Origin of the sequence: Bacillus sp. ISL-55, from assembly GCF_018613155.1 — a bacterium.
Lineage (GTDB): Bacteria > Bacillota > Bacilli > Bacillales > Cytobacillaceae > Mesobacillus.
In genome coordinates, this window is record NZ_JAGGQU010000048.1 from 1 (window position 1) to 12,326 (window position 12,326).

Consider the following 12,326-nt stretch of genomic DNA (forward strand, 5'->3'; position numbering starts at 1 on the left):
CCGCTTTCTAGTCTACATCCACCAATAAGAGCTATTGGTGTCCAAAAACAGCAGAAAAAAGAAAAACAGGCCACCAATAAGGTCTATTGGTGCCCAAAAACAGCAGAAAAGAGAAAAACAGGTCACCAATAAGCACCCTTGGGACCCGCAGATTCACAAGCGGAAGAAACAAGTATGTCTGCTATACACAACACCTCAGTAAAGCATAAACTCGACATTTAATAGGAGGAATGCAAATGAGCACGACGATCGGCAAGATTTTTGACCTGACGGTAATGAAATTCCCGAACAAGGAAGCCCTCTATGATGTGCGCAAAAATGTCCGCTTTACTTATAGTGAATGGAATGATGAAGTGAACAGGCTTGCCAACGCGCTCCTTGCTGAAGGAGTGAAGAAGGGAGACAGAGTTTCTACGTTCACTTTCAATACTGAGGAGTTGGGTACTGCGTTTTTCGCCTGTGCGAAAATCGGAGCGGTTTTCAATCCAATCAATTTCCGGCTGATGGGCGAGGAGGTTGCTTTTATCCTGAGCGATGCCGCGCCGAAGGTCGTTCTTTTTGAAAAGGCGGTGGAGTCTGTCATTGCTGGCATTGAAAAGCGATTCCCGCATATCGCTTTCTGGTACATCGATGCTGATACACCGGAATATGCCCAGAGCTACCATGAAAAAGTGGAAGCAGCAGAAATCCGGCCTGTTGAAATCGAGGTAGACGAAAACGACCTTTACGCGATTATGTATACAAGCGGGACAACCGGCAGGCCAAAAGGTGTTATGCATAAGCACCGCAATATGGTCGAGCAAAGCCTGATCGTTGTCGGTTCAACCAAACTGGGTGCGAATGATGTTGGCCTCGTGACTGCGCCAATGTTCCACTGTGCCGAGCTCCATTGTGCGTTCCTGCCTAGAATCCATGTGGGCGGCAGCAATGTCATCCTCCATCAATTCGCGCCAAAGAAGGTACTTGAGCTGATTGATTCGGAAAAAATCACGAAGTTCTTTGCAGCGCCAACGATGTGGAATATGCTTTTGCAGGAAAATCTATCAGACTATAATATCGAAAGCCTGAAGCTGGGTCTGTACGGAGCTGCCCCAATGGCGCCTTCACTTGTCCGCGCCTGCCATGACAAGCTGGGAATCAAGCTCGTCCAGGCGTATGGAATGACGGAAATGGGCCCTGCTATCACCTTCCTGTCTGAGGATGACCAGCTGACAAAAGCTGGAGCTGCAGGCCAGGCATGTCTTAACCATGAAATCAGGATTGTCCGTCCCAACGAGGATGGCCCATCCGATCCCGACGATATCTTGCCACCAGGCGAAAGCGGAGAAATCATCGTCCAGGGCCCATGCATGATGACTGGCTACTTCAACCGTGAAGAGGCTTCTGAAAAAGCGATGTATAAAGGCTGGTACCATTCAGGCGATATTGGCTATCTGGATGAAGAGGGTTATCTATGGGTGAAAGACAGGGTGGATGACATGATCATCAGCGGCGGTGAAAACATCTATCCTCGTGAGGTTGAAGATGTTCTCCATGCCCATGAAGGGGTCCTTGATGTCGCGATTGTCGGTCAGCCTGATGATCGCTGGGGCGAAAGTGTAACGGCTTTTGTCGTGAAAAAAGATCCGCAGGTAACAGAAGAGGAATTGGATGAATGGTGCAAAAACAGCGACAGCCTGGCAAATTACAAACGTCCGCGTAAATACCTCTTTGTGGAGGCACTCCCTAGGAATGCGAGTGGCAAGATCCAAAAATTTATGCTGCGTAAGCAAATGGAAGAATTGTTTTCAAATGGGCAGCCGACGTAATGGAAAGGGTTTTTTATCATGTTAGACGGCATTAAAGTAGCAGACTTCACAAATTATATCCCGGGTCCTTTTGCGACGCTGAGGCTGGCTGAACTCGGGGCCGAGGTTGTCAAAGTCGAAGCGCCCGAGGGAGATCCGGCAAGGAACACAGGCGAAGGTTATGTATTCAACGCCCATAACCGAGGCAAGAAGAGTATTGTGATTAATCTGAAGCAGACAGAAGGAAAGATGCTGGCACTTGACTTGCTGGCCAGGGCAGATGTGGTTGTTGAGAGTTTCAGGCCAGGAGTCATGGAAAAACTCGGTCTGAGTTATGAGGCGGTAAAAAAGGTCAATCCTGGAATCGTTTATTGCTCGGTGACGGGATACGGCATGAATGGTGAGATGAGCAATCTGGGAAGCCATGACCTGAATTATATGAGCTTGAGTGGCGCTTTGGCTCAGATGAAGGACAGCTCAGGGAAACCGGTTCATCCAACCCATACGTTTTCAGACTATATCGGGGGCATGGCGGCTAGTGAGCGAATCCTGGCCGCACTTGTAGCCCGGGGGAAAACAGGTGAAGGCAGCTATCACTGCATTTCCCTTGCTGACAGTATGGCATCATTGATGGCAAACCATGTTCTGATTGAAAAAGAAACAGGCTATCCTAATGGTGTCTCTGTACTGAACGGTACCGTCATCGGGTATGGGCTGTATGCAACAAAGGATGCCCGCTATGTCAGCCTCGGGGCGCTGGAACCGAAGTTCTGGAACAATTTTTGTCAGGCTGTCGGCCGGGAGGAGTGGCTGTCCGCACATTATTCCAGACCTGAAAACACCAATCCTGTTTATCTTGAGCTTGTTGATTTGTTTAAAAGCAAGTCGCTCTCAGACTGGGCGGAGTTTGGCAGGACCGTAGACTGCTGCCTTACACCAGTACTTGAAGCGGGAGAGCTTGCTCAATATCCATATTGGAGTGAAAAGAAATTTGTCATGCCAGAAGGTCAAATTAAAATGCATGCAGATTTGCCGTCACAGCACCAAGCAACTCCTCCAAAAAAAGGGGGACAAACAGAAGAGGTTTTGCAAGAGTGGCTTAGTTTAAAAAGCAGTAATTAGTAGGTTCACAGTATTTATATTTTAAAGAGTGGAAGGGGAAATGTCGGTATGATGAATGTTCCATTGACAGTTGGATCGCTATTGGAGAGAGCAGAAAAGTTTTTCCCGAAAAAGCAGGTGGTGTCTCGGACACTTTCAGGTATTCACCGATTCACTTACAAGGAGATTGGCGAACGGACCCGCAGGCTTGCCAGCGCACTTGAAAAGCTTGGTGTGGAAAAGGGAGACCGGGTTGGTACATTTGCCTGGAATCACCATCGTCATCTTGAAGTCTATTTCGCCGCTCCAGGCATGGGGGCAGTTCTCCATACAATCAACATCCGCCTGTCACCTGAACATGTCTCTTACATTATCAATCATGCAGAAGATAAGGTGTTGCTTGTCGATGAAGACTTGGTGCCGCTGATTGAGCGCAGCAAGGATCAATTTAAAACGGTAGAGGCATACATCATCATGACCGACAAAGACGAACTGCCGGAAACAACATTGGAGCCAGTCTATTCTTATGAGGAACTTCTTCGCGAGGCTAGTCCGGAATTTGAATTCGTGAAAGATATCGATGAAAATGATCCAGCGGGGATGTGCTACACTTCTGCAACTACTGGCAATCCTAAGGGCGTTGTTTATTCACACAGAGGCATCGTCCTCCACAGTTTCGCGTTTGGATTGGCCGACACTGCTGCGTTGTCAGAAACCGATGTCGTATTGCCTGTGGTCCCGATGTTCCATGCCAATGCCTGGGGTCTGCCATTCGCTGCGACATGGTTTGGCTCGACCCAGGTACTGCCTGGACCGCTGTTCACTCCAAAGCTGCTTGCGGATTTTATTGAGCAGGAAAAAGTCACCTTCACTGCAGGAGTGCCGACAATTTGGCTTGGCTTGCTGAATGAACTTGAAAATGGCAGTTATGATACATCTTCATTGAGATCAATTGTCTGTGGTGGTTCTGCTGCGCCGCGCGGCATGATTAAAGCATTCGAAACAAAATACAAAATTCCATTCCTGCATGCATACGGCATGACAGAGACCACTCCGCTGGCAACGGTCTCACGTCTGAAAAGCTACCAGGTCGGATTGGACGAAGATGAAATTTTAGACATCCGATCCAAGCAAGGACTCCTCGTACCAGGCCTGGAAATGAAGGTCATCGGCGGGAACGGAGAAGTGAAGTGGGATGGCGAGGAAATGGGAGAATTATTGCTGCGAGGACCCTGGATTGCCGACGAATATTACAAGGATGAGCGTTCGGCAGATGCATTCCGTGATGGCTGGCTTTACACAGGCGATGTAGCCACGATTGATGAAGAAGGAGTCATCAAGCTAGTCGACCGTACGAAAGATTTAATCAAGAGCGGCGGCGAATGGATTTCATCGGTCGATCTCGAGAATGCCCTTATGGCTCACGAGGCTGTTTTCGAGGCGAGTGTCGTTGCCGTTCCGCACCAGCAATGGCAGGAACGTCCGATTGCTTGTGTCGTTCTGAAGGAACAATATAGAGGCAAGGTAGATAAGCAGGAAATACTAGAATTTATCGCCCCGCAGTTCGCCAAGTGGTGGCTTCCGGATGATGTTGTATTCATGGAGGAAATCCCGAAGACATCGGTCGGTAAATTCCTGAAACGCGCACTTAGAGATCAGTTGAAGGATCATCTGGTTCAAAACTCTTAAAGAATGTAAAGCAGCATCGCCGTTATATGCGATGCTGCTTTTTTCGTTGTAAAATAAAGAATGACGTCAAAAATAAAACTTGATGGGCAAAATAAATTATTCTCTTTCAATTCAAAAAATTCACCAAAAGAGGTATGATAGTAGATATAAAATTCGTAAGCCGAAATAATCAAGATTGTTTCAACGGGGGTCTCATCTTCATGAGTATATTTTCATTTGTAAAACCATATCGCATCCCGATTGCGGCTGCACTGAGCTTGATGCTCGTAGAACTGGCGGTTGAACTGGTGCAGCCGCTGCTGATGGCTAAGATCATTGATGAAGGAATTGTCGCCAAGGATCTGGATACTGTCATCAAATTAGGCGGAATCATGCTCGGGATTTCATTCCTTGCATTTGCATCTGGAATCACGAATTCATTTATCGCTGCCCATGCCGGCCAAAGCTTTGGCTATGATTTGCGCGAGAAGCTGTTCGCCAAGGTCCAGGCATTTTCATTCACGAACTTCAGCAGCTTTCCGTCATCTTCTTTGATTACAAGGATCACCAATGATGTGACACAGCTGCAAAATACATTCTTTATGAGCCTGAGAATTGCTTTGCGCGCTCCGCTGCTGGTCATCGGGGGAATCATTATGGCCATGCTCGTCAATGTGAAATTGTCGCTTGCATTTGTCATCATTATTCCGCCACTTTTGATTTTCCTGATATGGATCATGACCAAGGCGGCAGGCTTATTTAAAAGTGTACAAAAACGCCTCGACAAAGTGAACGGTGTCATGAGGGAAAATCTTGTCGGCATGAGGCTGATCAAAGCTTTTGCCAGAGGTGGCTATGAAGGAACAAGATTTGAAAGTGCGAACAATAACCTTAAGGATAAAACGGTGTTCGCTTTAAGGGTTACCGAAGTAACAATACCTGTCCTGCTGCTATTCATGAACCTGAGTGTAATTGCTGTCCTTTGGTTTGGAAAAATCGAAGTCGAGCTTGGAAGTGTTTCGGTCGGTGAAGTGGTTGCGATTGTCAATTATGCAGCCAGAATCACCACTGCTTTTTCGATGTTTTCATGGATTATCATGGTCTTTTCCCGTGCCAGAGCATCTGCTGAACGTGTGACAGATGTACTGAATGAGGAAATCGATCTGGAAGATACAATAGATAGCAGCAAAAAGTATGGGATCTCCCAAGGGGAAATTGAATTTGACAAAGTTTCCTTCCAGTTTCCGAATACCAATATCCCAATACTTCAGAATCTATCGTTCTCCATTGCCGCCGGCGAAACAGTGGCTGTATTGGGGGCTACTGGTGCCGGAAAGACATCAATGTTCCAGCTTATCCCCCGGTTATATGATGTAACAAGTGGGGAAATCCGGATCGACGGCCGGAGAATCAAAGACTTTAAACTTAAAAGCCTTAGAGAGGGGATTGGCTACGTTCCCCAGGAGGCTATGCTGTTCACTGGTTCCATCAAGGAAAATCTTGCATGGGGCAAAGAGAATGCCACCGATGAGGAAATGGTTAAGGCTGCATCTGATGCCCAGATTCATGAAACGATTGAAAAACTTCCTGAACGATATAATACACTCCTGGGGCAAAAAGGCGTCAATCTGTCGGGCGGACAGAAACAGCGACTATCCATTGCCCGGGCTTTAATCAAAAATCCGCGAATCCTGTTGCTCGATGACAGTACAAGTGCGCTTGATTTGAAAACAGAAGCAAGGCTGCTTGATTCGATCAGCCAATACAAATGTACAACAGTCATCATCACCCAAAAGATCAGCACAGCTAAGGAAGCCGATAAAATCCTGCTGCTTGAGGATGGATGCTTAATTGGATCTGGAGACCATGAGTATCTGCTGAAGCATTCTCCCCTTTATCAGGCTATTTACGAGTCACAATTCGGGGAGGTGAAGGCAGGGTGTTAAAAAAGCAGAGCAAGGCTGAGCAAAAGAGTAATTCCCCACGGGGAATTGTGCCCACGGTTAAAAGAATCTGGTCATACCTAGCAGACCAGCGGAGCCTGCTGATCCTTGTACTATTAATGGTTGTGGCTAGTTCCGCTCTGGGCCTTTTGGGTCCATTCCTGATTGGCTGGGGAATTGATGAGTATTTTGCGACAGAGTCCACTGATGGATTCATCTGGCTGTTAGTCGGTCTTGGCGTTGTATATGGGCTGCACTCTTTAACATTATGGTTCCAGAGCTACTGGATGATCGGAATTGCTCAGAAAACTGTATATACAATGAGGAAACAGCTTTTCTCACACTTCCATAAGCTTTCGATTGATTTCTTCAACAAACGGCAGCATGGCGAATTAATGAGCAGGGTAACCAATGATATTGAGAATGTCAGTGCAACGCTGAATTCTTCGGTCATTCAGATTTTTTCAAGCGTGCTTACACTGGTGGGAACCCTTGCTGTCATGATCTGGCTGAGCCCGCTGCTCACGCTTGTCACGATGATCATTGTGCCGCTGATGTTCATGGGGATGAAGTGGATTACGAGCCGGACAGGGAGGCTGTACAAAGAACAGCAGCGCCGGCTTGGCGAAATGAATGGGTATATTGAAGAAACGATTTCTGGCCAGAAGATCATTAAATCCTTCTCGCAGGAATCGAAAGTTATTGAAGAATTCCGCATTAAAAATAAGAAGTTGAAAGAGTCCGGTTATTGGGCACAGACCTTTACTGGATTTATTCCAAAATTGATGAATATGCTCAATAACCTGAGCTTCACCATTGTGGCGGCAGTTGGCGGTTACTTTGCTATTAAAGGGTATGTATCGATTGGGACAATCGTCATTTTTACTGAGTACTCCAGGCAATTCACGAGACCTCTGAACGACCTGTCGAACCAGTTTAATACATTACTTTCTGCAGTTGCAGGAGCTGACAGGGTTTTTGATATCATCGATACAGAAGAAGAGGCGGTCGATGAGAAAGAAGCTGGCTCCCTTCAGAATATCAATGGAAAGGTTGAGTTCAAGGATGTATCTTTTTCATATGAAAAAGGCGGAGATACCGTATCTGAATTGAATTTCATTGCTGAACCAGGCCAGAGTGTTGCTTTGGTTGGACCGACAGGAGCCGGCAAGTCCACGATCATCAACTTAATTTCGCGCTTTTATGAACCGGATAAAGGTAAGATTTTAATCGATGGATATGACAGCAAAAAAATCACCCGTGAAAGCTTGCGGACACAAATGGGATTTGTCCTTCAGGATTCATTCCTTTTCCAGGGCAGCATAAGAGAAAACATCCGTTACGGCAGACTGAACGCAACTGACGAGGAAGTAGAGCATGCTGCAAAGGCAGCGAATGCCCATTCCTTTATCCAACGCTTGCCGGAAGGATATGATACCGTGTTGAGCCAGGATGATGCCGGCATCAGCCAGGGACAAAAGCAGCTCTTGTCCATCGCAAGGGCAATCCTCGCTGATCCGTCAATCTTAATTCTTGATGAAGCAACAAGCAGTATTGATACGATAACAGAGCTTAAAATACAGGAAGCCCTGCAGCACCTGCTGAAGGGAAGAACAAGCTTCATCATCGCCCACCGGTTGAATACGATTAAAAGCGCAGACCAGATTATCGTCATTGAAGATGGTCAGATCATTGAAAAGGGCAGCCATGATGAATTGCTGGAGCAAAAAGGGTTTTATCATAGTCTTTACACGAGCCAGCTGGAAAAAAAGATGTTAATGAATTATTAGGGAGCCTCCGGGTTTCCTTTTTTATTTGCTTTAGCCCTTCGTTGGACACATTGTGGCTTCTTAGGTGGCCAACATTTGTTAGGGCTGACCAAGGCGCTTGCGCTATTCTTATAAAATACGACAAATTTCCCGGGCAATAGAGGATTCAGGAAAAGTTTGTCGTATTCCTAATACGATAAAGCTATCTGGTGTGACAGTATCAATCCGGCTTTATCCAAACCCTCTTCGAATGGAGAAATTGAAATGCTTGCCGAGAAACTTCTTTTAAACGTCCTTATTATCTTGCTGCCAATCTTTATACACAGTGTTCTTTTTGATAATAAAAGCATCGGGAAATCTCCTTACTTATGCGGGGGGCTCCAAAGCATTGCTGTGTTTCTGTCTCTCATGTTTTCATTTGAGGAAGGCGGTTTGTACTGGGATCTTCGCTACGTACCAATGGTGCTTGCCTTTTTATATGGAGGCCCGATAGCGGGTGTTATGGTCCTGGTCTCCTACCTGGCAACAAGGACATTTATGGGCGGGGATCTTTTGCTCGGATATGCGAGTGGTTTTCTGGCAGCGCTAATTCCATTCTTGTTTATCAAGAAATTTTGGACCTTCGATGCAAAAAAGAGAATTAGGACAGCAGTCCTTGTAGGGTTATGGCCTTCACTTTCAATGCTGCTGATTCTCGTGGCAAATATTTTCATTAATGACGCAACAGCTGAAGACACAAATCAAATTATGATGAATGTAGCGATTTTTGGGGCAATCCAGGTTTTTGCCGTATGGGTCGCAGCGATTCTGAATGAGTCCTTGATCGAGAAGGATTTAATGAGAAAAGAGATCCTGCGCGCTGAAAAACTGAATACACTGGGTGAACTAGCTGCATCCATTGCTCACGAAATCCGGAACCCTTTAACAGTGGTAAAAGGATTCTTGCAGATGATGCATAAGCAAGAAAAAGGGGATAATTATTACTATTTGAGTCTCGTCCTGACTGAACTCGGCAGGGCAGAATCCATCATTAATGATTATCTGAATTTTGCCAAGCCTCAATTTGAAAAATTGGAAGATGCCGAGCTGGCAGAAATCATTACTGAAGTCACATTGCTTTTAGAGGCGTTTGCTGCAAAAGAAGGCGTCCAGGTGAATGTCCAGTTGGAGTGGGGAATCTATGTAAAAACAGACAGGAACCAGCTGAAACAAGCTCTTGTGAATATTATAAAGAACGGGGTCGAGGCTACGGATGAGGGCGGGGAAGTCAACATCAGTCAGGTCTCGGCCGGGAATGAATCATATATTGTGATTTCAGATACGGGAAAGGGAATGGATAGTGCGCAAATCTCCAGAATTGGTACATTATTTTACACAACCAAAAATAAAGGTACGGGACTTGGAACATCGGTTTCAATCAAAATCATTGAGGCTATGGGCGGTTCGATTTCGTACAAGAGCGAAATAGAAGTTGGGACAGAAGTGACTCTAATCCTGCCGGCATACAAGCAGGAGCCATCTGATTATACTGAACAAACTCAAATGAATAATGCAATCTAAAATGTTAGCGCATTAGAAAAAGCGAACCGGAATCCGGTTCGCTTTTAAGTAACTTGCTACTCCACAAGATGTATAAAAAATCATCCATTATAAACTTTGCCGCGGTACAATTTCCACTTGACCATTTTTAAACCTAAACGACACAAGCCCTACCTCTCTTGTATCCTTACGGCTCCGAAGCCGATCCAGTGTGAATAAGTTGATACCTAAAAATAAAAAGCAGAACGCCATTAATTGTTTACATAATTATAGTTGTGATTCAAGTTACTTCTTTTTGGCGAAGCTTTATCATTATATGATATTTTCCAGCAGCTGTCAATCGTTTTTACAAAAAGTTGAAATCCTTACTGTTTACGCAGATTTTCCTGAGCCATTTTAACGAGCTCGCGAACCATATTTCCGCCGAGTCTGCCTCCAACTTTTCCTGCTTCCCTTGTAGAGAGATTGCCATTATAGCCCTTGTTTAGGGGAACGCCAACTTCTCTTGCTGTTTCGAATTTTGCATCCTCTGCTTTTATCGTACCGGCGACCTGTGCTTTTAAATCGTCCAGTGCTTTCCTTGCTTCTGGTACAAGTATTTTATTCCTTCTTGTCATCAGGAATCCCTCCGTTTATAGAAAATCTCTTCGAATTAGAAATAGTATTTGTTTTATTCATCGCAATTATTTAAACGTATCATAGTGAATAATGGTTTGCGGACTGCAGATGGAGGGTAAAATTAATAGCGAATATTTATCACCATACTTATCAACAGGAAAAAACACTATTTTTCGAGTACTCCACAGACTTATACACATTATCCACAGAAAACACTAAAAAAAATTGGGTGATTAAAAACCCAATAATAGTAAGTGATTTGCAGAGTTGTTCACACTATCCACATGGATGTTGATAACTGGTGGAAATAATTATTTTGAACAAATGGTGAAAGTCATTGTCTAACTTGAATAGAGAGAGTATAGTAAAGATATCAAAAGTTAGTGAAAAAATTCACAATATAATTCCCGAAGCTAACTGTTGATTCCTATTCCCCTTCCCCTTAAAAGAGAAAGCAGAATCCTGGATGGATTCTGCTTTCTCTTATATTATGGTTATTTTCGGTGTTTTTTTGCACGTCCATCCGCAGCCCTTGATCGAGCAAGCGCTTCAAGATCAGCCTGATCAGCAAGCTCCCGGTTGAATTCCACGTCGATTCCATCAGACTTCATATTCTTAGGAACCTGAGGAAGCGAAGCTTTATTTCGGTCACGTGTTTTATGTCCATGAGAACGACCCATTCGAAAAAACCCCTTTCAGGATAAAAGTACGGAATAAGAAGCATTTCCGTACTTTTATATTTCGCAATAAAGGGGTGCTTAATGCTTATTATCTCTTTCCATTTGTATAGCCTGCTGCTCTGTCTGCCTTCTTGAATTCATGGCTGTATGTAACTTCCTGCATGCTTGATAAATTGCTTTTGGTCTTATCCCGTTTCTTTTTATCCATTGGTTATCCATCCTTTCAAAATGATTTACTTTACCAGTATTTCCTTGTTGAAAGGGATTTAACAGCATTACTTACCGAAAATTTCTTTGAGTGCATTTTCCAGTTCAGGATACTTAAATGTAAAACCTGCATGAATCAGTTTTTCTGGCATTGCACGCTGCCCTTCCAGTACAAGAATGCTCATTTCGCCCAGCAGTATTTTTAGCGCAAATGAAGGCACTGGCATCCAATGAGGGCGATTAAGAACTTTTGATAAAGTTTCTCCGAACTGCTCCATCGTAACAGGGGAGGGAGCTGTGAAATTAACAGGACCATTCACATTAGTATTCTCGATGACGAAAATAATCCCGCGTACAACATCCTCTATATGGATCCATGATAGCCATTGCTTGCCCGAGCCAATCTTTCCTCCAGCAAAAAAATTATAAGGGAGGACCATTCGAGGCAAAGCACCGGCAGTTTTATCAAGGATGACACCAAAACGAGAAAGTACAGGTCGAACTCCCTTGTCTTGAACCTCGGAGGCTGAGGCTTCCCAGTGATGTACAGTGTCGGCAAGGAAGTCAGTCCCCTTATTTGATTGTTCGGTAAACTCCTTGCTTAATGATGTGCCATAAAAGCCAACCGCACTTGCATTGACTAAAACAGAAGGCTTTGTGTGCAGTTCTTCAATTATCCTCTTTACCTCAGCAGTTGCCTGTAGCCGGCTATCAATTATTTTCTTTTTATACTCATCCGTCCATTTGCTATTGATTGTCGCGCCAGCAAGATTGACGATAGCATCAATGCCCTCAAGCTCTTTTTCAGGCTTGTCTCCAGGGTTGAGCCATTGAACATATTTTGGGTTGCTGCTGTGTGATTCACTTGAATTCCGAGTTAATATATACACTTGGTGACCCGCCTGTATCAAATGACTGCTTAACGCTTGACCGACAAGTCCGGTGCCTCCGGTAATCGCAATTTTCATCAAGATCCTCCTCATAAAAATACTCTTGTTACTATAGTACTTCTTT

At 44.8% G+C, this 12,326-nt stretch carries 10 protein-coding genes; 6 read left to right on the forward strand and 4 right to left on the reverse strand.

Annotated elements, in window-relative coordinates; genetic code table 11:
- Positions 1-236: 236 nt before the first annotated feature.
- The 6 genes from J7E32_RS20280 (at position 237) to J7E32_RS20305 (ending at position 9,828) form a co-directional block, all read left to right on the forward strand.
- Positions 237-1,808: a fatty acid--CoA ligase gene (locus J7E32_RS20280; RefSeq protein WP_214911170.1), complete on the forward strand. Its 1,572-nt coding sequence runs from the start codon at positions 237-239 to the stop codon at positions 1,806-1,808.
- 18 nt (positions 1,809-1,826) lie between these two features.
- The gene (locus tag J7E32_RS20285; protein WP_214911173.1) at positions 1,827-2,909 is read left to right on the forward strand and encodes a CaiB/BaiF CoA transferase family protein; all 1,083 of its coding nucleotides are present in this window, start codon (positions 1,827-1,829) and stop codon (positions 2,907-2,909) included.
- Between the two features lie 48 nt (positions 2,910-2,957).
- Positions 2,958-4,577: a long-chain fatty acid--CoA ligase gene (locus J7E32_RS20290; protein ID WP_214911175.1), complete on the forward strand. Its 1,620-nt coding sequence runs from the start codon at positions 2,958-2,960 to the stop codon at positions 4,575-4,577.
- A 200-nt stretch (positions 4,578-4,777) separates the two neighbouring features.
- On the forward strand, positions 4,778-6,502 hold the full coding sequence (locus J7E32_RS20295) for an ABC transporter ATP-binding protein (RefSeq protein WP_214911177.1): 1,725 nt from the start codon (positions 4,778-4,780) through the stop codon (positions 6,500-6,502).
- Entirely contained in the window at positions 6,496-8,289 is a 1,794-nt protein-coding gene (locus J7E32_RS20300; RefSeq protein WP_353654083.1) for an ABC transporter ATP-binding protein, read from the forward strand. The genes J7E32_RS20295 and J7E32_RS20300 overlap by 7 nt, the downstream gene beginning before the upstream one ends.
- Before the next feature lie 243 nt (positions 8,290-8,532).
- Positions 8,533-9,828 (forward strand): ATP-binding protein, encoded by a 1,296-nt coding sequence (locus tag J7E32_RS20305; protein WP_214911179.1) that lies wholly within the window; start codon positions 8,533-8,535, stop codon positions 9,826-9,828.
- A 344-nt stretch (positions 9,829-10,172) separates the two neighbouring features.
- Here J7E32_RS20305 and J7E32_RS20310 read toward each other — a convergent pair whose 3' ends face one another.
- The 4 genes from J7E32_RS20310 to J7E32_RS20325 all read right to left on the reverse strand — a co-directional run bounded on the left by J7E32_RS20310 (position 10,173) and on the right by J7E32_RS20325 (position 12,280).
- The gene (locus J7E32_RS20310) at positions 10,173-10,424 is read right to left on the reverse strand and encodes an alpha/beta-type small acid-soluble spore protein (RefSeq protein ID WP_214911181.1); all 252 of its coding nucleotides are present in this window, start codon (positions 10,422-10,424) and stop codon (positions 10,173-10,175) included.
- A 495-nt stretch (positions 10,425-10,919) separates the two neighbouring features.
- Positions 10,920-11,105: a YfhD family protein gene (locus tag J7E32_RS20315; protein ID WP_041967972.1), complete on the reverse strand. Its 186-nt coding sequence runs from the start codon at positions 11,103-11,105 to the stop codon at positions 10,920-10,922.
- Positions 11,106-11,193: 88 nt separating this feature from the next.
- Positions 11,194-11,313 (reverse strand): YfhE family protein, encoded by a 120-nt coding sequence (locus J7E32_RS20320; protein WP_214911183.1) that lies wholly within the window; start codon positions 11,311-11,313, stop codon positions 11,194-11,196.
- Between the two features lie 67 nt (positions 11,314-11,380).
- Positions 11,381-12,280 (reverse strand): TIGR01777 family oxidoreductase, encoded by a 900-nt coding sequence (locus tag J7E32_RS20325; protein ID WP_214911185.1) that lies wholly within the window; start codon positions 12,278-12,280, stop codon positions 11,381-11,383.
- Positions 12,281-12,326 lie beyond the last annotated feature (46 nt).